Raw genomic sequence first — 22,915 nt, 5'->3', positions numbered from 1 at the left:
ACTGCTGGGCATCGACAGCACCGCGGATCTGCCGGCGATCGTCGGCCTCACCGTGGCGATCCTCGTGGTGCAGGCGGTGTGGAGCGGGTGGTGGCTGCGCCGGTTCCGGTACGGGCCGGCGGAGTGGGCGTGGCGGTGCCTGACCTGGTGGCAGCGGGCGCCGATCCGGTCCGGTCGAACCGCACACATCGGGCGCTGAATCAATGCGACACATCCGGTCGCGCTGGCGAGCAATTGATGCGAGCGCAGGTACACGTTCTCGTCGTTTCGCAGGCTTCCCTGCGGAACGCACCAGTGGAAACTCTGATAAACGGATGCCCGGTACAATGCTACGCCGGCGTAACGGCTGCTCGTACCGTTGTTGAAGATGGATTTGACAGGCTAGCTCGCCGACCAGGATCACCTGACGGGATGAGGGGACAACCCGCCGAGGAGGAACCCGATGTCGCCAGGTCGCTGGTTCGCCGATCGGCCGGTCAGTATGAAGATCATGACCGTCGTGGCGGTGGTGGCGGTCGCGACGCTGTCGATCGCGTACACCGGGTTCACCCGGCTGCAGACCCTCGACACCAAGAGCCGCCTGCTTTACACCGACAGCATCAACCCGCTCGTCGACCTGGCCGCTCTCTAGCAGCTGTTCCAGGGCATGCGCAGCCGGAGCCTGGAGTACGGGGTCGCCTCCACCGCGACCCGGGCCGAACTACGGGAGGAGATCAGCGACCGCGAGACCCGGATTACCGCCTACCTGCCGTACGCCGCCGCCCCGGACCAGGTGAAGGCGTTCACCGACAATTTTTACCGCGTTCGTCGACCTCGCCGAGAATACCCTGCTGATCATCGGGAGACACGATCCGATGACAGGCAGCCGGCCGTGACTGGGTGGCCGGCCCTGGTCGGCGAGGACCAGGGCGGCGGCCTCACGGTGACGAAGGCGTCCGGGCACTGCGCCAGTAGATCAGGTCCGCCCTGTCTTGATTCGCTTGAAGTTGATGTTCTTCACCAGCATGCGGTGGCCTGCGGACTGAACCTCGACCCACCCGCCTTGTGACCGTTGCTCAGAGAACCGAAGCCCGGGGGTGGATTGCCAGCGTGCCGCAGTCATACAAGTAGAAGCATCGCCGCCCGGGCCGACGCCCTGCGCCTCACCGTGACCGCTCGTCTACTCATCAGCCAGCACGTCACGGAACAACTCGCGGAGCAGCGGGTTGGTGAATCGTGCTCGCAGATCGGCCAGGCTGTAGCCGCCCTGTCCAGCGATCGCGGCGAGTCCGGCTCGCAGACCGACCAGTTGGGCACGGCACGCCTCGTCGCGCAGGTATTCCACGACCGGCCGGCCGTGCAGCGACAGGCCTTGCCACTGTTTGCCCCAATGCGGGCGGACATTCAACGTGCGCCCATCCTGATCTTGGTATGAAGTCCAGGCATCGGCGACCCGTTGCAGGAATCGGTTCCACTGCTCGGCGGGCACGACGGTGGTGGTGAGCACCTCGATGGAGCAAGTACCGAAGTTGTTGCCGTATTGCGGTGCGAGCAGCACGTCCGAGCCGCCGGTCACCCGCATTTCCAAGGTGAGCCGCAACGGGACGTCCGGTGAGTCGTGGATGATCCTGAGCGCGTCCCACCATGCTCTGCGGCACACCGACCAGTCCGGGCGACTCGGATCGTCAGGCCGGCAGGGAATCGGAATCTCCAGTTCCATGTCGCGGACCGGCATGTTGTGCACGCCTCGCAGGAAGTGCAACGCATCGATCAACGGGGTGACCACGGTGGTGCCGGAGGGCCGGGACGCCATGGCGAGCCCGCCGAGGATCTTGGCCTGTACTCTGCCGGGCAGGTGACGGAACGCATGCTGGTCGGCGATCTCAGCGATGTACTCGGAGGTCTCTTGCAGAATCACGTCGATGGGGCTGGGGTAGTCTACGGAGTCGGCCGGGTGGCCGTCGTTCTGCCAGCAGTTGACCCAGCATTCGCTCTGCTCCGCGAACCAGAACCACTCGCTGTAGTACGCGTTCTCGCACTGCCATTCGAATCGTTTGATGGCCTCATTCACCTCGGCATCGGTGACCTTCCGTTGGTCGATATCCGGCGGCAGGACAGCGCCGGGAAGCGGCGGGACGCCCAGCATTAACGGCCGTTTTTCGGGCTGCATCACCGCGTACGACATCGGGTCGAGGCGCAGGGTGAGCGCAGTGACGATGCCGAGCAACCCAAAGCAGCCAGCCGCTGCGATGAGTGTGGCGCGGTCGGAGACCACTTGTAGTTCACCTCGTGCGTTGACGAACTCCACCTCGGTCACGAGATCGTTGAGGGTGCGGTTCTTCCAGCCCGCGCCGTGGCAAGTAGTTGCGTTGGTCCCGCCGAAGGTAACCTCGACAATGATGGTGTTGAGCGGCACAGTCCATTCCCGGTTGCCCTGGCCGGAGGTCAGGGCCCACTGACGGAACTGCTCGTTGGTGGTGGCTGTGCCGATGCGACAGAGTGCCTGCCTACCGTCCCGGCCTACGATCTCGATGCCCTGCAACGCGTCGGCCGGATCGATGCCGGGGTGCACTGCGGGCCGGGCGGTGGCGACGTCGGGGGCGATCATGGACACCAGGACATTCCCGGGCTCTGCGTACCCATCGGTCCAGCTATGGCGATAGCCGCTTGCCCGGACGGTCAAGCCGTGTCCCGCGGCCCATTTCACGAGTTCGCACAGGCCGGTCTTCGATCGTGGATAGACGGTGACCAGCGGGGTGTTCTCCACGGTGCCGCCCCAGTTACGGAACGGGCGGTGCCACCACACTCTCATCGGCTTTCCGTCGGCCTCGCGTACGTCGTCGAGTTGGTCGCTCTCCGGTGTGACGGCAGCGGGTTCCGGCACCTCGCCGTGGGGGTCCTTATCCGACTCATCGAAGCCGCCCCAGATGAGTAGGTCGCGGAGCCGTTCACGGGGGTGGGTGTCGCGATGGTCCGCGAGAAGGGTGTGGATGTGCCGTTGAAGGGCACCGGACAGGCCGAGGGCGGCCGCGTCGCGGGCGATCCTGTCGCGCCATCCGGCGTCGCCTGCGCTCATGCTGAACCCACCGATCACACGTTATGTCGTTTATAGTAAATAACATACGATAGCTGGTCTTTTTGTTACTTTAGGGTAAGGATGCCGATGCTGGTGGGGCGCGAGAGCGAGATGTCCATCCTCAGCAACGCGCTGAACGCTGTACGCACCGGCCGGGGGCAGTGCATCGAGGTGCACGGCGAAGCTGGTATCGGCAAGAGCACGCTGCTGGAGTTCGCGACCGATCAGGCATCCGGCTGCACCGTTCTGTTGGCGCGGGGTGTTGAGTCCGAATCGGAGCTGGCCTACGCCGGCCTGGCTGACCTGCTGCAGCCCCTCCTGACCGGCCTCACCGTCTTGTCGGAGCAGCAGGCGGCGGAGCTGTCAGCCGCGTTGGGCATGGGACCGTCCGCAACCGGTAACCGCTTTGCGGTCTTCCTCGCAGCGCTCAACCTCCTCAGCCGGGCCGCCAGTGAACGCCCGGTCCTGGTCATCGTGGACGACTTCCAATGGTTCGACGGAGAGTCGGTCGCGGCCGTCCTGTTCGCGGCCCGGCGGCTGCGCGCCGAACCGGTCGGGATCCTCCTCGCTACCCGGATCGCGAAGTCGCCGCCCGGATTCACCTCGCTGTTACTACGCGGGCTCGACGTGACCAGCGCAGCGACCGTTCTGACGACCATGTCGGGCCATCAGGTCGCACCTGACGTGGCAGCACGGCTGACCACAGCGACCGGCGGCAACCCACTCGCGCTGACCGAACTCGCCCGGTTACTGGGTGCCGACAAACTGACCGGCGTCGCACCGCTCACCGAGCCTGTCACCGTGCATGCCCACCTCGCATCCGCGTTCTGGCAGAGCCTCTCCCTGTTGCCGACCGCGACCCTGAACGCTTTGGTCGTACTCGCCGCCAGCGAGGCACCCGACACCACCACGGTGACCACCGCTCTGCAGACGATCGGACTCGACATCGAGGTTCTCGAAGCGGCCGAGGATGCCGGGATCCTGCGAACCGACGGCCACCAGGTTCGCTTCACCCATCCACTATTGCGTTCGGCTGTCTACCACGGTGCTACAGCAGCGGCCCGGCGCACTGCCCACACCGCACTCGCCGACGCACTCGGCACGGTCGGGGCCGCTGACCGCCAGGCATGGCATCGAGCCTCGGCGTGCATCGGACCAGATCCGGACGTGGCCGACGCATTGGCACGGGTGGCCGAGGAAGCCGGGCGCCGCGCCGGTGCCGGCGCGGCATGCAGCGCTCTGGAACGGGCCGCAGCACTGACCGTCGACCCGTGTTTCCGGGCCGAGCGACTGTGCGCGGCTGCTGCCTTCTCTGCATGGGCCGGTGGTTACCGACGAGCCGCACATCTTCTCGAACGAGCCGCTCGGGAGGACGACGATGCCGCCAGGAACCAGCGGATCGCGACCCTTCGGGCGTCCGTCGAAATGGCATGCGGCTCCCATCAACTGGGCCAACGCCTACTCGCCGACGTCGCCCGACAACAGACCCACGACGGAGACAACACCGGTGCCACGGTGAGCTGGGCAGGCGCCACGATGGCCGCGATGCTGTGTGGCGACCTGCCGACCGCCCGGAACCATGCGAAGGCGACCGCGCACAGCGCAGAGCTGGCACGACTACCGGCTGGTCATCCGATCCGGACAGCCGCTGACGCCACTACCGGCGTGATCCAGTGCTACATCGGCGAACTCGACCAGGGATATCCTGCCGTACGCGCGGTCCTGCAACCCGGAAACGAGAGCCTGACCCGGATGGTGGCCAGCGTGCCGGTGTTCGCCGCGCACATCGCCGCCACGATCGGCGACACCCACCATGCACGTGGCGCGCTCGAGAATCTCGTCATGCATCAGCGCACCGCTGGCGAACTGGGACGGCTGCCGGTGTACCTTACGCTGCTAGCCAATGTCGCGTTCCAAGACGGCCGGTGGCTGGAGTCCGAAGTCCTGGCCGACGAGGCGCTCGAACTCGCCCGGGAGACCGGCCAGGACACCGTCGTAGCCGTGGCACTCGGCGCCCTCGGCAACCTCGCGGCGGCCCGCGGCGAGGAGCAGTGCCACGCATTTCTGACGGAAGCCGACGAGAAAATCACCCAATCCGGGAACGGCGTGTTGCAGTTCGACACGAACACGGCACGGGCGCTCTTTCATCACTCCACGGGCCAGCCCGACCTTGCCCTGCCGCCGCTGCGCCGACTGGTGGCGACCGCGGCGCGGATCGGTGTGCGGGAACCACGCCTATCGCCCTGGCTGCCGATGCTCGCCGAGACACTTGCGCTAACCGGGCAGCCCGACGAAGCCGCCACAGTGCTTGGCGGCCTCACCACAGCAGCCACCGGGTTCAGTGGAAAAGCACTGGCGGTAGTGGTGGAACGTTGTCACGGCATGCTGTCGGCCGACGACGACGCCGATGCCCGATTCCACGAGTCGATCCAACTGTGCGGTGACGAACTCCCGTTCGAACGGGCTCGAACCCAGCTCGCGTGGGGACAGCGGCTCCGTCGTCGCCGACGCCGGGCCATGGCCCGGGAGCCATTGAGGGACGCGGCGGCCACGTTCGACGCCCTCCGCACGGCGCGGTGGGCCGATCTCGCCCGTAGCGAACTGATCCTCTGCGAAGGCCGGTCGGAAGCACCGCCGGCCTCCGTTTTTCCCAGCCTCACCAACCAGGAGACGCGAGTAGCACTGCTCGTCGCACAGGGGGCAACCAACCGTGAGGTGGCGGCAAGCCTGTTCCTGAGTGAGAAGACCGTCGAGGCACACCTGGGCCGGGCCTTCCGGAAACTCGGCGTGCGATCCAGGGTTGAACTCGCCCGCAACCTGCCGGTCTGACTAACCCTCCCCTAACCCCAATGTAGGGACTCCACGGATTTACTCGCTTTTGGCGGCTTCATAAGGTGAATCCAGTCGGCCACCGCAGGCCGATCCCAAAGACACCTTCCACCTCAATTTTCACGGCTTTCTCATCGCGAAAATGCCGCGACACTCATTCGTCTTCTTGAAACCGGCCTGGCATCACCCTGCGCAAATCCGGAAGCTGCAAGCGGATGACGGCACCCTGAATCGATGCGTGATCCACCCGGGCCTGACACCTTTCCGCGTTCGACCTGTCTCTGGGCCGCGAGGAAAGAACGAAATGGGGATACCAATGACAACCACGGCGCAACGCGCGGCAGCACCGGGTGTGCGAGCAAGTCAGATGCTGGTCGGCAACGACGTGGCCAACCTGATCAATCTGTTTCGCGGCGAGGTCACCATGCCGCTCGACCTCGTCAGTCTACCCGGCCGTAACGGCCTGAACGTGGCGATTACGGCGCTGTACGGCAGCGGCGTCCACCAAGCCGCGACTTCCTGGAACCGCAGCGAACCGACAGGGATCCTCGGGACCGGATGGTCCATGCCGCTCGAGCAGATCATCGTCGACCGGCAGAGCGCCGGAACCAACCTCGACGACACCTTCTACCTGGTCTCGGGCGGCGTGCCCCGGTTGCTCACCCGAGTCGGGCTCGCCGGGACGGCACAGCTGTTCCAGTCACAGGAGCACAATTTCTGGCAGATTCGGTACGTGCCCGACGCGGTCCGGCCGCAGGCGGAGTATTGGGAGGTCACCCGCACCGACGGGACCGTGTGGGTGTACGGGTCCGGTGCCGTCCAGTGGGGCGTTCGCTGGGGCAACTGGATCGGCCCGTCCACAGCCGATAACGGCACCAGGTATCCGGTGGCGTGGAACCTCCATGAGGTACGCGCAATCACCGGAGATCGGCTATCCCTCGAGTTCGACTATGACGAGGTGCCCATCGGCGATGGCACCACGGCCTACACCCGCGCCTGCCGGCTTCGCCGGATCGTCGCCCCCGACGCCACCACCATCGATCTGCGTTATCTACCGAAGGAGCCAGCCGAGGCACCGCCACCTGAGATCCCACCCCCGGGCGGACGGCAGGCCTACCAGTACCACCTGGACCCCTTCCACTTGGACCGGGTCGAGGTCAACGACCCGGCCGGCAATCTGATCTCCACCACCCGCCTCGGGTACGAGCTACGCAATGTCAGCCCTCAGCGCCACAACACCGACTATCTCAAGCGCTTCCTGACCAGCGTCCGGCAGGAGACTGCCGACGGTGCCGCCCTGCCCGATTTGCGGCTGGACTACCACGACGCGGACCAGGCCTCCCCCGGTGCGCTGGCCACGGTCACCAGCCCACAGGGCGGCCGGCTGCATTTCACCTACGCCTGCACCCCGCTGCCCAACAGCATCCTGCACCAGTCGATACCCAGCCCCGGCACCGGCTGGACACCCCGCATCTGGCACGGCCACCGCTATGCCGTCGTCACCTGGGTGAACACGGCAACCGGCGCGGTCACGGTCACGGTGTGTTCGTGGAACGGCAGTTGGTCCAGCCAACAGGACACCCGCGACTGGAGGGCAGTACCGAACAGTCTGCGGGTCTCCACCGGAGACGATTTCTTTGCCGTCTGGTACCAGGACTCCCACACCCAGCAGTACCGGGTACAACTGTTGCGCGCTGACCCGTACCGGTTCGGTACCTGGCAGCGCACCCCACACGAGGTGATCCTGTCCCGGCCGATGATCGCGCCCGCCGTCAGCACGGGGGCGGGTTTCGTCTCGGTCGCTGACGCCGCAGCCGGACAACTGGCTGTAGTGTCCTGGGACCCGATCGGGAATCAGTGGACCACTGCCGGTTTCGGTCTGCCCGCAGGCACCGGGCACACCGCCCTGGCTGCCGGGCTGAACTTCTGCGTGCTGTGCACCGCACCGGCTAGCGGCACCGGGCTCACCACCACCCTGTATTACAGCGGTCCCGACCGGCGGTGGCTGCGCGGCGGATCGGTCACCGACACCGTGAGTGTGGACTGGACGCTGACCCGCGCCGATCGGATGCTAGCAGCCGGAAACTCATTCGCCGCGGTGGGTTTCGTCACCGGCGTCGACGAGCTGGCTGCAACCGTCGCCTACGCCACCCGGTTGCTGCCATGGTCGACGAACTACCAGTTCGGGACGATCCTCAAGGCCGAGGGCAGCCAGCCGCTGGCGACCCGCAACCCGGTCGGGTACGTTACGGTCAACGGCTCCACAGTGGCCAACGGCCAGCATTTGTTCCGATTCGAAGGGTCGACCTGGCGTCAGGTGAGCACCGTGGCGCCGGTGCTCGGACCACGCTACGTCTATGCCTACGACACCGACGCGGCATACACGGTAACGGTACAGGACAGCGGCGCTTGGACTGCGGACCTGCGCCAGTACAACCCGTACACCGGCTCGTGGAGCACACCCACCCGAATCTCCGGGTCCGGCAGCGCGGTGCCGGTGATCGGCGGCGGCTATCGCACCGATGGTCGCAGCCTGTTGCGCCGCGAACCGGACGGCAGTTGGGTCACCGTATACACGCTGCCCGCTGACGCCGACCTGACCACACTGATCAACCACGCCCCCAGCTATCTGGTCTACCAGAACACCGCCGGATCGACCAGGGTGCTCACTCTCGCCGACGGCGGCGTCCGCACGTCCGTCACGCTTCCCGGCGAACACGTGATCGTGGCCGATCCCCGACCCGGCCAACATCTGACCGGACCGACCGCTCTCGTCACCTTCCGCGGTTCCGACTTCGACAATGCGACCAGCCTTACCCTTTACCGGTTAGTGGACGGACAGATCACCAACCGTCTGGTCGCCCGGCAGTTGGTCAGCGTCGCCAACGACACCGGGTACGGGGTCACCCCGACCACCGTGGACTACGACACCGCCACCGCCACATACGACCCGTACGGCCTGGTCACGCAGTACGTCCGGGTACGTGTCACGGTTGGCGACGGAAGTGACGGCGCGGTGGAACGGGTGTTCTTCAACGGGCTCAGCCCGAGTGTGCCCGGTGTGGTGTACCCGGTCTCGGACGCTTACACCAACGCCCGCACGTTCTTCAGCGCTCTCCATGGGCAGCTGTACCGTACTCGTGGTTTCACCGCCGACGGTCGGCTGATGAGTGAGAGCCACCGCTATCCGTACGTCAGCACCGGTGACACCGACCTGCGCATCTGCGGCACCTACACCCGGATCCGCCGGCAGACCGAGGCTGCCGCCGCGGAACTGTTCCCGGTCACACTGGACTACACGGCGGCGCTGGATGCCCGGACCGTCCCGGACGGGCTGAAGGACCGGTTCAGTGCCGCGGGGCTATCCCTGGCAGCACCGGTGACCGTCGTCGTGGAGCAGACCGGGCGGCGGTGGGCCGTGCTCGACGCGTCCGGCGCGCGCTACCAGGTGGCCACCGACGAGCAGGAACTACAGGTGTACGGGTGGCTGACCAGTTCGGCGGAGTTCGGGTACAACACCCGGGGACAGGTGTCCCGGCGGGTCTCGCACGGCATCGACGGCAGCGGGGTGACCCGGAAGCGACACGTCGACACCACCTACGGCTGGGAGGTGTACCCGGACCTACTGGCCTTGAACTGTCTGGACCCCGTCGCCCAGGTCACCGCCATCGACGACACCGCCGGATTGGTCACCGACAGTCGGGTCACCACCTACACCGACGTGTGGGGCCCGTGGGTGGCCGACTCCGAGTACGTGTGGCAGGGCGGGAACCCACGAGCGGACTTCCACGCTTGGGGACATGAGGACGAACCGGGTGACGGCTGGCTCCGGACCCGTGCCGTGCTGGCCATCGGTGACCACGCACAACCGTTGTCCGCTGCCGACGAAGGTGGTCACGTAGCCACGGTGATCTTCGATCGGGCTGGCCAGCTTCAGGTAGCCAATACCATCAATGCCGACCCGGGCGCCGGTGAGGCCAGCTCCTACGGGTTCGAGGCGTACGAGTCGACCGGCGGCTGGACGCTGACCCCGGCCGGTCTGGACCCGGACCGGTATCTGCTGGCCGGTGACGCCCACACCGGTAGCCGGGCCCTTGTGATCCCATCCGATCCGGATCTGACAGTCGGCATCACCAACCGGCTGAGCCCGGCCCGGGGCAATCTGGTCTATCTGCTGTCCTGCTGGGTGAAGACCACCGCCGGATTCGTCGTCGACCCTGACCGGTCCGCCTGGCGGATCACCGTCGAGGGTGAGCAAGGCACCGCCGTACCGATCGTGCTTCCCATCCCGGACACCGCAGGCTGCTGGCAATGGCTGTGCCAGAGCGTCGACCCGGACGCCCTGGGTGTCGGCACGATCCGGTCGGTCAACCTCGCGTTGACCAACCGACAGGACCACGCCGATCTGCTGGTCGACAACCTGGGCTTCGCGCCGGTATCCGGAGCCCTGCAGGCTACCGTGTACTCGCCGGACGGCTGGCAGTTGTGGGCAACCGTCGACCTGTTCGGCCAGACCAATCGGCTGGCCTACGATCGTTGGCAACGCGCGGTCATCGAGGTCGGACCGGACGACAGCCCACGGTCGATGGTGGCCACCCAACTATGGCGCCAGACCAGCGATGGCGAATTTGACCCCGCGACGCCCAGTTCGACCGTGCACGTGGTGCTGCGTGGCGGCGGTACCTTCACCGACTTCCGACGGGGCGAGCAGTGGCGCGATGGCTGGGACGCCACCGGCACGTGGCAACGCGGCCCCGGCCGGCTCAGCTTCTCCGGCGGCGGCCGGGCCACACTGACCTCACGGCCGTTGCTGGACGGCGGCGACCCGTTCGACGCGGTGGTCTACCGGTTCGCGCTGGCCGATCCGGCCCCGACGATGCCGCTGCATCTGTCCTTCGGTGGCGGCTGGTCAGTGGACTGGGCGGCTGGCACCTGGTCCCTGCTCGCGCCGGACGGCGAGCCGGTCGGCACATGCGAGTCGGCGCCCGGCAGCGACCTGATGCTGCTGCTGTGGCAACACCGGTTGCTGCTGCTGGTCGACGGCCGGGTCACCCTCCAACATGTGGTCGCCCCGGCCAAAACCGGAGCCGGGTTCACTGGTGCGGTAACGCTGGGCACCGAAGGCCCCCTGGCGCTGAGCTGGCTTGCGGTCGGCAGCGCCCCGGCCGCCGGTCTGACCTGGCTGGACAATGTCGGCCGGGCCAGGCAACTCCAACGTCTGGACGACACCGTCACCCGGGTCTCGGCTACCCTCCACGACCAGGCCGGCCGGGCGTACGCCGACACCAGAACCGCCCGGTTCGACCAGTCACCGGTGGGCTACCGTGCCAGCCTGGTCACCGAACTGAACCCAGCGACCGGGGCGTTGAACGATTGCGAAATGACCCGCCAATATCCCGATGACAAGGGATATCCCTTCGCCCGGACGAGGTTCGAACCGGCACCAGGGGGTCGCGCGATCGAGACCGGTCTGCCCGGCGAGGAGTTCGCCATCAACCCGGCGGTGCCGGCGGCCCAACGGCACACCACCCGGCGGCGGTTCCAGCTCAACACCGCCGAACCGCTGATGGCGCGACTACCGGCCGGCCGGTACCCGGTGACCGCCACTCTGGACCCTGATGGGCGACTCATCCGCACCTGGCAGGACCAGTTCGGCCAAGTCGTTGCCGAAGCCGCCGGTGACCTGACCGGGACATCCGGAGTCGCTTCATTGGAACGCACCTACTACGACGTCTTCGGCAATCCGGTCCGCCGGGAACAACCCAACATGTTCGATCCGGGTGTGGCCGATCGCGAGCATTTCGTGACGACGACGACCTACGACGCGGCGGGCAATCCCACGTCGGTGACTTCCCCGGACGTTGACGGCCCGGTCCAGTCGGTCTTCGACCGGCTCGGGCGGCTGCGATTCAGCAGCAGCCCGGTCGCGGCCTCCGCCGACTACCTGTGCTACCTGTGCTACGACGACCTCGGCCGGATCGTCGAGGAAGGCACCTGCCATACACCGTGGAACCTCGACCTGCTGCGTCGGCACGCGGACGACCCGGCCTGGCTACCGGCAGTCGGCAAGTGGCTGCACCGCTACCGCTATGACGGTGATGGTACAGACCTGAACCTGCACGGCAGGCTGTGGCAGGCTCGGTCCCGCAGTGAGTCAGCGGCGCGTAAGGGCAGCGACACCGGGGTGGTCACCACCCTCGGGTACACCTCTACCGGGCTGGTTGCCACGAGAAGCACAAGCGTTGACGGCTACGACGGCGGGCAGCCGCACACGATCGGGTACCGCTACGACGGCCTGGGAGCGATCACCGCCATCCGCTACGAAGCTCAGCGGGAGCCGGCGGCCTTCACCGCCCGGTATCGGGCCAACGGCTTCAACGAGATCGTTGAGGTCATCGGCGTCGCCGCTGACCGACCGGGCGTTCTGGCCCGGTTCGACTACACCCCGGACGGGAGCCTATCCAGCGAGGTGATCGCCCCGGGCACCTCCGGTGAGCTGCCCCGTTCCTACCGGTACACCTCGACCGGCTGGATGGCCGAGGTCAGCGACCGGTACCTGACCGAGACGACCCAGTACACCAGTGACGGGCTCACCGGCGTCGGCTACTACAGCGGTATCGTGGCCCGGGTAGCCAGCGTCTTCTCCGACGTGGACGGCCCCGGCTTCGTCACCGATCACGACTACCGATACGGCTACGATCCGCTCGGCCGCCTGACCACTGCGGTCGGCAGCGCCAGTGAGAGGCACAGCTTCCTGGATCTGGGCTACGACGCCAACGGCAACGTGCGCCACCGCGACGACCAACTGTTCACCTATACCGAGGGGACCAACCGGCTCCGCGCGATCGGGACGGGCGGGCCGGACGGGTACGCCTACAACGCCGACGGTGATCTCGCCGAAGCCCCGGCCCTGTCCCTGACCGGCGTCACTTATGACCCGGTGTCGACCCTGGTCACCGACATGGACACGGCCACCGGCACGGTACACTTGGACTACGCAGCCGACAACGGCCTGGTCTGCCGTAGCTACCCGGACGGCCGGCGACTCTACATCCCCGGCGCCGACGGTGAGCCGCTCGTTCTCGGCCACACCGGCAACGACGGCGGGTCCGCCCTCAGCTGCCTGATCCCCGGACCGAACGGACCGGTCGCGGTCTGGTCACCGACCGGGACGGCATACGTGCTGCGTGGTCGATTGGGCACCACTCGGGCGATCTACGACGGGACGGCCGTCGTCGGCGCGTTCAACTACCTGCCCTACGGCGGGTTCCTCGGTGCCCCGATCGAAACCGGTGCCACCGGCACCTTCCCGTATCTGTTCGCCGGAGCCGAGCGGGAGACAGTCACCGGCCTGTACATGTTCCCATTACGCCTCTACGACCCGGTCAGCGGGCGGTTCCTGTCCACTGACCCGGCCGGCCAGTTTTCGAGTCCCTATCTCTACGCCGGCGGCGACCCGGTCAACGGCTGCGACCCCACCGGCGGGTTCGCCTTCTCCTGGCAGTCGTTCCTGGCGGCGACGGCGGGTGTGGCACTGGTGATCGGTGGGGCGGCCCTGACTATCTTCACCGCCGGAGCCGCCACACCGCTGGTGACGGCTGGGGGCCTCCTGCTCGGTGGCGCGCTGATCGGGGCCGGTTTCGGTAGTGCCGCCTACGGAGTCACCCATGTCGATGCGGAGAAGCAGCCTTTCGACGCAGTCGAGTGGGGTATATCGGTGGGCCTGGGCGCGGCCTTCGGTACCGCGTCGGCCGGGCTGGGTTTCGCCATGGCGCCGCTGAGTTCGGCAGCCGCGTTCGTCGGGGAGACCGCCATCGGCGCCGGCTTCGGGGCACTGGACTCGGTTATGACCAACGGCGCCATCAACTCCTACTACGGCCGGAACTTCGGTGCGGGCGCCGCCACTGCGGCCTGGCAGGGGGCGCTGGGTGGTGCGGTCGGCGGGGCAATCGGCGGAACGCTGGGGCGCGGCCCGATCGCGCGGACTAATCGGGTGGTTCGCGCTGGCCGGACCGGCCCGGGCGGCCAGGTCGGGCACGTCGTGCAGGACACCTTTCACAGTGTCTGGCACTCGGTGGCTGCCGCCCGGCAGCAGCCGGGGGCCTGGTCGTTCACCCATCTGGTATTCGCCGGCTCTGGTTACAAAGGCAAAAGCAGCGTGTTCCTCGGCGGCATGGGCACCTCAGCGAGCAGACGCTCGCTAACCGAGATCATGAACTACGCGGGTACCCGGCGCACCGCGATGATCGAGGTGCCCGGCCTGAACGCCCAGCGTGCCGTCGCCTATGGCAATGCAGCCCTGGCACAAGGCTCTCTGGGCCCGTTCAACTTCCTCACGAACGGTTGCACCTCCTACGCGCGTGGCGTGCTACGTGCGGCCGGCCTCGAACCACCCGTGTGGGCCCTCACCGCCACCGGCATCGATTTCTGGCTACGAACCCTCGGAGCACGGGCGATCCGATGACCGCCCGGCTCTCCGCCTGGAAAGGAGACACCATGTCCACCACATCACCCTCGATGGTGCCGATCGGCACCATCGCCACATTCGCCGGCGGGCTCGACACCGGCTGGCTCAAGCAGCAGGGCTGGCTATACTGCGACGGCTCGGAGGTGATCAAGTCAGATTACGCCGACCTGTTCTTCGCCATCGGCGGCAACTACGGCTCCACTCGTACCACCTTCTTCCTGCCCGACCTACGTGCCCGCTTCGAACGGGGCGTGGACGCCCAAGCCAAGCGTGACCCCTATGTCGGCGACCGGCAGGCCGCCAACAGCGGCGGCCTGACCAGCGACAACCCCGGCTCGGTGGAAGGTTGCTACACGGCTCGCCCCGGCAACGCCTTCACCACCGCCAGTGGCGGCGCGCACAGCCACGGCGTGCCGCACATGCCGACCGAGAACAGCGCGGGCGCCATCGCCGGCAGCCACTACGGCATCTGGAACGACAACACCAGCCAGACCGACGCAGCCGGCGACCACAGTCACACCATCGTCACCGGCGGTGACATGGAAACCCGCCCCATCAACAAGTACGTGTACCACGTCATCAAATTCCAGGGCTAGGAGACGATCATGGCACAGACGCCACACACCCAGCAGCAACCGCAGGCCACCATGACCGACGGTGATGTCCTGGTCGGCACCGTCGTGAGTTACGGCTGCGTCGTGACGGTCAACTCACCGCCGCCCAACGGTTGGCTGTTGTGCGACGGCAGTCCGAGATCCCGTAAGGACTACAACGACCTGTTCACCGTCATCGGCACCCTGCACGGTGGCGGCGACGGGGTGACCACGTTCAACTTGCCCGACCACCGTGGCCGGTTCTTGCGCGGCGTGGACGACGGGACCGGCCATGACCCCGACGCCAACACCCGGCTGGCCGCGAACCCCGGCGGCATCGCGGGCGACGCGGTCGGCTCGGTGCAGAACCGGGCGACCGCCCGGCCCGTCGGCGACAACACCGGCTTCGCCACCGACCTTCAGGGCAACCACTCGCATACCGTCGCTCACCTACCGAACTCCAATTCCTGGTACGCGCTGGCTGGCAGCCATTACGCCAACTGGAACGACGGTTCCCCGCAGAGCGGCACCTCCGGCACGCACACCCACACCGTCACCGGCGGCGGCGACCTGGACACGTGCCCGATCAACATCTACACAAACACCATCATCTACTACGGAACGAAGGCCCCATGATGACGACCAAAAGCCAGGCCAAGCCGCTGGTACCCGTGGGTCAGATGGTGGTCGGCACGGTAACCCCGTACGCCGCACGGGTCGACGCCGCCGCCATCGAAGAACGCGGCTGGCTGTACTGCGACGGGCGTGAGCTCAGTCGTTCGGACTACGAGGACCTGTTCAGAGTGATCGGTACCCTGCACGGTGGCGGGGACGGATCCACCACCTTCAACCTGCCCGACTATCGTGGCTATTTCCTGCGCGGGGTCGACGCGGGCGCCGGACGCGACCCGGGTGCGGCCACCCGTACCGCGGCGGCACCTGGCGGGATGGGCGGCGACGAGTGCGGCTCCGTGCAAGGCGGCGCCACTGCCGCACCTCGACAGTCGTTCACCACCAGCACCGACGGGCAGCACACGCACGACGTCTGGCACATCCCGACCAACAGCTCGCTGTACGCGATCGCCGGATCGCACCTGTCGATCTGGAACGACGGCAATGCCGGCACCGACACGGCCGGCGCTCACCAGCACACCGTCACCGACGGCGGCGACCAAGAGACCCGACCAGAGAACGCGTACGTCGCCTTCATCATCCGCTACCGCGCCTGACCGGGTCCGGGATGGCGACCGCACTCCGGCCGCCATCCCGTCCGGTAACCGGGTGTAATCTCCACCTCCGACCGCCAGCAGCAGCGGGAGGCAGCACGCCCCGAGACACTCCCGAAGAGCCATCCCACTGGGGAACTCCATGTCGATCGGCGCCAGCCCGGCGGCGCCCGGCTCACCGACTGCGACCTCATCCGTCCCGGCTGGCATCTACGGCTCCCCGACGACGCCCGGCGAGAAGCCCGAGCGCCACACCAGCCGGCCCCCACACCACCACCCCGATCTCCGGTAGCCGATCGGCCCGTCACTACGCCGAGCCCGGCACGCCGACTCCGTCGCCGCCGTCGGCAACCACGTCGCCCGAAGCTGTTACCAGCGACGACGGCATCCACCTGCCCAGCGGCACTGTCATCACCTGGAGCCTCGCCGTTGCGATCAGCGCCACCGGGGCCCTGCTCTGGCGCCAGCGCAGCCGTAGACGGAGTCATCCCGCCGCTAGCATGCGGCTTCCGGCGCCCCGGGCTACCCGAGCCGGTCGACACCCTCCACCGGCACGCCCGCCGCCGTCCCGGCACACCCGCCATCACGGTGCTGCCGTCGCACCCGATCGGCGTCGACGGGCCCGGCGCGCCCGGAGCCGCCCGCGGGCTGCTCCTCGCCGCTCTCACCACCGGTGCACCGGACGACCCCGCCCAGCGCGCCGAGGTCATCATCGACCGCAACACCTTCACCGATCTCTTCGGTACGGGTATCAACAGCTGGTCACGGCTGCACATCGCCGCCGACTTCACCGACGCCGTCAACGCCGTCGGCACCCGCATCCTGCACCGCGCCCGGATCCTAGAGGAACACCACCTCACCACCCTTGCTGCCGTGCGCGAACACGCCCGCCGAAGAAGCAGTCCCGCCGATCCTGCTCATCGCCCCGGCCACCGAACCCGCACCGACCATCCAGCCCGTCGACCAGACCACCGGCGAACCCACCAACACGCAACCCGTTCAGATTCGGGTCCTCGGCACCCTGCGCATCGACGGCATCACCCGGCCCGGCAACAACCTGCGCGCCAGAGCCGCCGAACTCGCCGTCTTCCTCGCCTGCCACCCCGACGGCACCGACACCGACACCATCGGCGAACACCTCCTCGGCGACGTCCGCCTACGCCAGGCGAAACAGCATGTCGACACCAACGCCTCCAATCTGCGCCACGTCCTGACCCGAGCCGGCGGCCCCCACCCCGACGACCACCTGCTCAAACGAGGCACCACCAGCCGTTACCGCCTCAACCCCACCACCGCCACCGTCGAGCTGTGGCAACTACACGACCTGCTGCAGCGTGCCCGCCTCACGCCCGCACCGGAGCGCATCGGCCTGCTTCAGCAGGCTTGCGACCTGTACGTACCAGGTCGCCTCGGACGTCTCGGATACACGGTGAGCCTGGAGTATCAGGAGCTTTCCGAGGAAGAGCTGTACGAGGGGATGCAGGAGGCCTCGGAACGCCCGTTCGACCTCGAGCGCGACCTACCCCTGCGAGCATGGCTGTTCGCGCTGGGACCGCGGGAGCACGTCCTGCTCCTCTTGATTCACCACATCGTCAGCGACGGCTGGTCGCTGGAGCCGCTCACCCGAGACCTCGCCCGGGCCTACGCGGCGCGGCGCCACGGTGCCGCGCCGGACATGCCCCCGCTGCCTGTCCAGTACACCGACTACGCACTCTGGCAGAGACGGTTGCTGGGCAGCGCGGAGGACCCGGGCAGTCTGGCGTCGAGACAGCTCACGCACTGGCGTTCGGTACTCGATGGCATGCCCCAGGAACTGCGGTTGCCGGTGGATCATCCGCGCCGGCCGATCTCCGACTTTGTCCCAGGCGCCATCGAGTTCACCCTTGACGCCGATCTCCACACGGCACTGACGGAGATCGCCCGTGCGGAGAATGCGACGATGTTCATGGTCTTGCAGGCCGGATTCGCAGCGCTGCTGAGCAGACTCGGTGCGGTCCCCGACATTCCGATCGGAATACCCGTGGCCGGGCGCATGGACGACGCGCTGACCGACCTCGTCGGATACTTCGTCAACATGTTGGTGTTCCGCGTCGACACCTCCGGCGACCCGAGTCTGCGAGATCTCGTCAAGCGGGTCCAAACCGTAGCCCTCGATGCCTACGACAACCAGGACATCCCCTTCGACCACCTGGTCAGAGAACTCAATCCGGCCCGCTCGCAGACCCGTCACCCGCTTTTCCAGGTCATGTTCACCCTGGCGAACAACACCGACGCCGGGCTCGACCTCGACGGATTGACCGATGTGCCGTTGGACGTCGACGCCAGCGGCTCCGTGTATGACTTGACGTTGAGTCTGCGGGAGAACTTCGGTCCGGACCAGGAGCCGGCCGGCATGGACGCGTCCCTGGAATACCAGCTCGACCTGTTCGAACCGGAGACCGCACAGCGCGTGGCCGAAGGCTACCGGCGGATGCTGACCGCCCTCGCCGCGGACCCGGACGTGCCAGCCGGCACCGTTGACGTACACACCGCCACCCGGGAGGTGGCCTCGTCATGAGCGCCAGAGCCTCATTCTCGCCGACATGATCGACGAGTGACATCATCGGCGCATGATCGATGCGCAGACGCTGCGGGACACGTTGCCGGGTCAGTGGCGGGTGCTGGCGAGCACGTTCCCGATGTGGTTGTCCGGGCGGAGGATCAACCCCACCTTCTCGTACGGGCTACTGCCCGGCCCCGATCTACGTTTCAGTGACGACGTCGGCTACCGCACCCCGGCCGGCAAACAGCGGCGCATCTCGGGAGTCGACCGGTTCGACCCGGACAGCGGGTGGTTCACGTGGCGGGGCCGCGGCGTCCTGAGCGTGCTGACCAGCCGGTGGCGAGTGGAACACCTCAGCGACGACCGGGACCTGATCGTGCTCACCTTCGACCGCTCCCTGGTCACCCCGGCCGGTCTGGACGTCATCGGCCGGGGACCGGACCCACGCCCCGGCGCCCGTGACCGGCTGCCGGAACTGACCGCCACCGATCTTCAGTGGCTGCCGTAGTTCACAATGCACCGGTGACATTGCCACCGAAAGCGCCCGGACTGCCCCTGCTCGGCAACGCCCTGCGCATGATGGGCGACGTCGAACAGTTCTTCGCCGACACGTACCAGCAGCTGGGTCCGGTCTTTCGAGTAAAAGCACTCAACCAGGCGTTCGTCATCATGGCCGGCGAGCGCGCCAACCGGTTCCTGCTCGAACACGGCGAAGACGTCTTCTCCAGCGAAGTCAGCTTCGGCGGGCTCAACCGGGAATTCGGGATGCGCGTGCACGTGCTGCGCGGCCGCCCGCACCGCCACCTGCGCAAGGTCCTCGCCACCGGACTGTCGCGGGAACTGCTGGCCGCCCGCTGGGACGACGTCGTCCGCGAGACCGAGCAGGCCTTCGACGGCTGGCAGGGACAGCGGGCACTACCGGTGGTCGACGCCTGCCAGCGGCTGGCCGCCGCGCAACTGTCGGTCGCGTTCACCGGCGCCAGCTCGGCGGACCGGTTCGAGACTCTGCGATCGGCGTTCGAACTGGTCCTGGACGTCACCATCGCCGGGAAATGGCCCGCGGCCACGCTGCGGCTACCTCAATACCGGCGGGCGCGCGCCGAGATCCACGCCTTCGCCCGCGACGCCCTCACCGAACGGGCCGCCCATCCGACCGGTGGGCCGCGGGACCTGCTCGATCAGGCGCTCGACGCGGTGGACGAGAACGGCGAACCATACCCGCTTGACGTACGGGCGGGAATGGCTCTGCAGGGCTACTTCGCCGGGGTCAACACCGTCGCCTACCTGTACAGCTTCATGATGCGGGCGCTGCTGGACAATCCCGCCGTGCTCGCACGGGTCACCGCCGAAGCGGGCGCCGAACCGATCACGTGGGAACGGCTGCGGGAGCTTCCGGCGCTGCGGGGGCTGGTGATGGAGACACTGCGCGTCTACCCGCCGGCGCCTGGCTCCGCCCGTACGGTGACCAAGGCCTTTGACTTCGAAGGGTTTCACATCGCCGAGGGGTCACGGGTGCTGGTGGCGACCTGTGTGCCGCACCACTTGGCCGAGCACTTCCCCGACCCGCAGCGCTTCGACATCGACCGCGATTTCACGGCGGCCCGCCGGGCCTCGGTCTACGCCCCGTTCTCGGTCGGCGGCCACACCTGCCTCGGCGCGGGGATGACCGAGGTGCTCGCGGTCGCCACGGCGGCCCTTCTGGTACGGCGACTGACCGTCACGCCCACCCACCCGGGCCGGCCGTTGAGCATCACCGCCACCCCCGGCCCCAACCCGGGCCGCCGTTTCGCGGTATCGGTCGCGGCGGCCGGCGGGGTGCGCTGAGTTCAGGACCTCTGTCGAAGAAGGCTCGGCCAGCGGCGGAGGACGCCGTCGCGGATCTCGGCCAGTTCGGCGGTGCCGGGGTGCCGGCGCGACGGGCTGAAGCCGGGGATCCGGCCGGTGCGGTCTCCGGTCGTGGGATCCCAGATCTCCAGGCCGTCCGGGGCCACCGCGAACAGGCGCCCACCAGAGGCGAACAGGGCGCTGCGCGGGCCGGCGAACGTGTGCTGCCCGGTGCCGGAGGCGGCGTCGAAAATCTGGACACCGGCGAGCATGCTCACGTCGTCGGGGCCGATGCCGCTGACGGCCAGCAGGTCGTCACCGATCCAGCACATCGGTGCGTTCCAGTAGTAGTCGCGGCTGGTCAGGGACCTCAGGGACGGGCCGTCCTCGGATTCCCCGACGTTGCCGCCGAGCCACGCCCGCAGATCCCAGACCGACGGGCTGCCGACCGGATGCCAGACCCAGCCGTCGTCGGCGATCCACCGGCCGTTCGGGGAGACGTACAACGCGCCGTGGAAGTAGCCCAGGGAGTCGTCCGTCGTCCGCGCGGTGAGCAGGGCACCCGTCTGCGCGTCGCTGACGTCGAGACGGTTCCACGCGGTGCGGTGAACGACCACGGTCCGGCCCGCATGGACGGCGAAGGCGACCGAGAACGGCACCTGCTCCGGGTGGTAGTCGCCGCCGTCCAGGGACAGCGTGGTCTCGCCGGTGTCCAGGTCGAGCACCGCGCCATAGCGGCCGAAGTCGTTGGCCACGGCGGCGAACCGGCCGTCCGCCGAGACATGCAGTCTCAGTCGCGCTTTCTCCTCCTCGACGGCGACGCCGTGCTCCCGGACGACCGCGCACTCGTCCGGCCTTGCGGCGGTGGCGTCGAACCGGACCAGCCAGCCCGACTCGGTGAGCAGCAGCCACCGGGATTCTCCACCTACCGAGGGCAGAGCGGCGAAGTCCAGGATCGGGCCCAGCCCGGCGGGCAGCGGGCTGTCGGTGACGGCGCCGACGGGTTCGGGCCGGTCGACGATGCCCGGCTCGCCGCGCCACGCCAGGAAATAGCCGTCGTCGCGCAGGTCGAAGCAGGGCTGGCAGACCGTCGTGAGCGTCACCGGGGTACCGGAGGCGCACACCTCGCAGCTCAGGTCGTAGTCCATGCGATGCCCGGTCAGCACCCGGACCGGGGCCAGGCCGGGGTTGTCGATCAGGTGCCGACACATCCGGCGCGGACCGGCCGGGGCATCGTGTCCACAGGCGAGGGGTGTCACGGGCACCGATTATGCACTCCGTCCCGGAACCGGCCGATCCGGCGGTAACGTCGTGGACGTGCCAGCGGTGATCGAAGTCGTCTCCGTGATCGCCGCTGCTCCGGACCGGGTGTTCCACCTCGAACTCGACGTCGACGTGCACGCCGAATCCCTGTCCGGCAGTGGCGAGACCGCGACCACGAGCACCGGGCACCGTCAGTTGGCCCTCGGCGACGACGTGACCTTCGACGCCCGCCACTTCGGTGTGCGCTGGCGCATGACCAGCAGGATCACCGCCTACGAGCCGCCGCACCGCTTTGTCGACGAGCAGACCCGCGGCCCGTTCCGCGCCCTGCACCACGAACACCGTTTCGAGGATCTCGGCGACGGCCACACCCGGATGACCGACCGGATGACCGTCAGCGCACCACTGGGGCCACTGGGCGCCCTGGTCACCAGGGTGCTGCTGGCCCCGTACCTCAAAAAGCTGTTGACCCAGCGTGCGGCGCACATCAAGCACTTGGCCGAAGCGAGCGCACCGCCAAGCCCTCGGTCGGCACCCGGGTCCTGAGCGGCAGAGTCGCAGCCGGCGTCTAGCGGGTTGAGCCCGCGACAACGCTACTGCTGTTGGTCCTCTGGGACGCGGTTCGGTCGGCGGGCCGCCCACTCTCGTACGTCGGTGATGCGCCAGATCCGGCCGACGGACAAGTGGGCGATCGGAGCGGGAAAGTCCGCGCGTTCGACCAGCACTGCCACGCGCTGGCGAGTCACGCCGAGGTATTCGGCGATCTCCGCGGCGGCCATGACCTCGTTCATCGACGCCGATCCTAGGCCTTGGCGGACCTCTTGGAAGCACATGAGATCCCGGTCGGCAATCCGGCAGAGCCGGTGCCGCGGCCCGTAACGAGGGGAGCGTTCTTCTAAGATCGACTGTCGTCTTCGGGAGGAAAGGGCCACCTGTGTCGAAGAGGGCGACAGTGGCGGCGCGATCTTCGTGACCAACGGCGGCCCGACGGTGCGAGCCGTCGGTGTGCAGAGCGGTGGGGGCACCAAGGGCATCGGATCCGGAAACCTGATCATCTACCAGGACTTCTGGACGGCCGACAAGCACTGGAAGATCCGCCCCATCACGTAGTTTCGA

The 22,915-nt window shown here is 67.7% G+C and carries 16 protein-coding genes; 13 read left to right on the top strand and 3 right to left on the bottom strand.

Features of this window, described 5'->3' with window-relative positions:
• From Aco03nite_RS47675 to Aco03nite_RS47665, 3 genes are all read left to right on the top strand, one after another.
• On the top strand, window positions 1–199 hold a 199-nt coding region (locus Aco03nite_RS47675; protein ID WP_203808922.1), incomplete at its 5' end, for a DUF418 domain-containing protein.
• Between the two features lie 243 nt (window positions 200–442).
• A complete protein-coding gene (locus Aco03nite_RS47670; RefSeq protein ID WP_373872697.1) occupies window positions 443–631 on the top strand; it encodes an MCP four helix bundle domain-containing protein in 189 nt (62 codons plus the stop codon).
• Window positions 632–646: 15 nt separating this feature from the next.
• Complete coding sequence (locus Aco03nite_RS47665; RefSeq protein ID WP_203808918.1) at window positions 647–1,048, top strand: hypothetical protein; 402 nt, start codon at window positions 647–649, stop codon at window positions 1,046–1,048.
• A 111-nt stretch (window positions 1,049–1,159) separates the two neighbouring features.
• Here Aco03nite_RS47665 and Aco03nite_RS47660 read toward each other — a convergent pair whose 3' ends face one another.
• On the bottom strand, window positions 1,160–3,055 hold the full coding sequence (locus Aco03nite_RS47660; protein WP_203808916.1) for an FAD-binding protein: 1,896 nt from the start codon (window positions 3,053–3,055) through the stop codon (window positions 1,160–1,162).
• A gap of 81 nt (window positions 3,056–3,136) precedes the next feature.
• On the opposite strand from Aco03nite_RS47660, the gene Aco03nite_RS47655 reads away from it, so the two are divergent.
• From Aco03nite_RS47655 to Aco03nite_RS47620, 8 genes are all read left to right on the top strand, one after another.
• Complete coding sequence (locus Aco03nite_RS47655) at window positions 3,137–5,884, top strand: LuxR family transcriptional regulator (protein ID WP_203808914.1); 2,748 nt, start codon at window positions 3,137–3,139, stop codon at window positions 5,882–5,884.
• A gap of 367 nt (window positions 5,885–6,251) precedes the next feature.
• Window positions 6,252–14,348 carry an RHS repeat-associated core domain-containing protein gene (locus tag Aco03nite_RS47650; RefSeq protein ID WP_203808912.1) on the top strand — a complete coding sequence of 2,699 codons (8,097 nt, stop codon included), beginning with the start codon at window positions 6,252–6,254 and terminating at the stop codon, window positions 14,346–14,348.
• Between the two features lie 32 nt (window positions 14,349–14,380).
• Complete coding sequence (locus tag Aco03nite_RS47645; RefSeq protein ID WP_203808910.1) at window positions 14,381–14,947, top strand: phage tail protein; 567 nt, start codon at window positions 14,381–14,383, stop codon at window positions 14,945–14,947.
• Between the two features lie 9 nt (window positions 14,948–14,956).
• The gene (locus Aco03nite_RS47640) at window positions 14,957–15,580 is read left to right on the top strand and encodes a phage tail protein (RefSeq protein ID WP_203808908.1); all 624 of its coding nucleotides are present in this window, start codon (window positions 14,957–14,959) and stop codon (window positions 15,578–15,580) included.
• The gene (locus tag Aco03nite_RS47635; RefSeq protein WP_203808906.1) at window positions 15,577–16,173 is read left to right on the top strand and encodes a phage tail protein; all 597 of its coding nucleotides are present in this window, start codon (window positions 15,577–15,579) and stop codon (window positions 16,171–16,173) included. Before Aco03nite_RS47640 ends, Aco03nite_RS47635 begins: the two co-directional genes overlap by 4 nt.
• 862 nt (window positions 16,174–17,035) lie before the next feature.
• Window positions 17,036–18,727, top strand: a complete 1,692-nt coding sequence (locus Aco03nite_RS47630; protein ID WP_203808904.1) for a condensation domain-containing protein — start codon at window positions 17,036–17,038, stop codon at window positions 18,725–18,727.
• A gap of 52 nt (window positions 18,728–18,779) precedes the next feature.
• The gene (locus Aco03nite_RS47625; protein WP_203808902.1) at window positions 18,780–19,220 is read left to right on the top strand and encodes a hypothetical protein; all 441 of its coding nucleotides are present in this window, start codon (window positions 18,780–18,782) and stop codon (window positions 19,218–19,220) included.
• A gap of 14 nt (window positions 19,221–19,234) precedes the next feature.
• Window positions 19,235–20,536 carry a cytochrome P450 gene (locus Aco03nite_RS47620; RefSeq protein ID WP_203808900.1) on the top strand — a complete coding sequence of 434 codons (1,302 nt, stop codon included), beginning with the start codon at window positions 19,235–19,237 and terminating at the stop codon, window positions 20,534–20,536.
• Between the two features lie 2 nt (window positions 20,537–20,538).
• On the opposite strand, the gene Aco03nite_RS47615 is transcribed toward Aco03nite_RS47620, so the two are convergent.
• Entirely contained in the window at window positions 20,539–21,795 is a 1,257-nt protein-coding gene (locus Aco03nite_RS47615; protein ID WP_203808934.1) for a WD40 repeat domain-containing protein, read from the bottom strand.
• A 58-nt stretch (window positions 21,796–21,853) separates the two neighbouring features.
• Here Aco03nite_RS47615 and Aco03nite_RS47610 point away from each other — a divergent pair, with 58 nt between their 5' ends.
• Window positions 21,854–22,345: an SRPBCC family protein gene (locus Aco03nite_RS47610; RefSeq protein ID WP_239146024.1), complete on the top strand. Its 492-nt coding sequence runs from the start codon at window positions 21,854–21,856 to the stop codon at window positions 22,343–22,345.
• 47 nt (window positions 22,346–22,392) lie between these two features.
• Here the strand turns inward: Aco03nite_RS47610 and Aco03nite_RS47605 are convergent, their stop codons facing one another.
• A complete protein-coding gene (locus Aco03nite_RS47605) occupies window positions 22,393–22,590 on the bottom strand; it encodes a helix-turn-helix transcriptional regulator (RefSeq protein ID WP_239146023.1) in 198 nt (65 codons plus the stop codon).
• A gap of 178 nt (window positions 22,591–22,768) precedes the next feature.
• On the opposite strand from Aco03nite_RS47605, the gene Aco03nite_RS47600 reads away from it, so the two are divergent.
• Window positions 22,769–22,909, top strand: coding sequence for a hypothetical protein (locus Aco03nite_RS47600; protein WP_203808895.1), 141 nt, complete (start codon window positions 22,769–22,771; stop codon window positions 22,907–22,909).
• Window positions 22,910–22,915: the final 6 nt, after the last annotated feature.

Source organism: Actinoplanes couchii (genome assembly GCF_016862075.1).
Taxonomy (GTDB): domain Bacteria; phylum Actinomycetota; class Actinomycetes; order Mycobacteriales; family Micromonosporaceae; genus Actinoplanes; species Actinoplanes couchii.
Note: the sequence above shows the minus strand (reverse complement) of the source record. Positions and strands in the feature narration are given on the sequence as shown.

Coding starts and splice junctions, on each gene's coding strand:
- Aco03nite_RS47640 (WP_203808908.1), top strand. CDS start 14,957: ATGGCACAGACGCCACACACCCAGCAGCAACCGCAGGCCACCATGACC.
- Aco03nite_RS47625 (WP_203808902.1), top strand. CDS start 18,780: ATGATCGATGCGCAGACGCTGCGGGACACGTTGCCGGGTCAGTGGCGG.
- Aco03nite_RS47605 (WP_239146023.1), bottom strand. CDS start 22,590: ATGAACGAGGTCATGGCCGCCGCGGAGATCGCCGAATACCTCGGCGTG.
- Aco03nite_RS47660 (WP_203808916.1), bottom strand. CDS start 3,055: ATGAGCGCAGGCGACGCCGGATGGCGCGACAGGATCGCCCGCGACGCG.
- Aco03nite_RS47645 (WP_203808910.1), top strand. CDS start 14,381: ATGTCCACCACATCACCCTCGATGGTGCCGATCGGCACCATCGCCACA.
- Aco03nite_RS47665 (WP_203808918.1), top strand. CDS start 647: ATGCGCAGCCGGAGCCTGGAGTACGGGGTCGCCTCCACCGCGACCCGG.
- Aco03nite_RS47655 (WP_203808914.1), top strand. CDS start 3,137: ATGCCGATGCTGGTGGGGCGCGAGAGCGAGATGTCCATCCTCAGCAAC.
- Aco03nite_RS47670 (WP_373872697.1), top strand. CDS start 443: ATGTCGCCAGGTCGCTGGTTCGCCGATCGGCCGGTCAGTATGAAGATC.
- Aco03nite_RS47650 (WP_203808912.1), top strand. CDS start 6,252: ATGCTGGTCGGCAACGACGTGGCCAACCTGATCAATCTGTTTCGCGGC.
- Aco03nite_RS47635 (WP_203808906.1), top strand. CDS start 15,577: ATGATGACGACCAAAAGCCAGGCCAAGCCGCTGGTACCCGTGGGTCAG.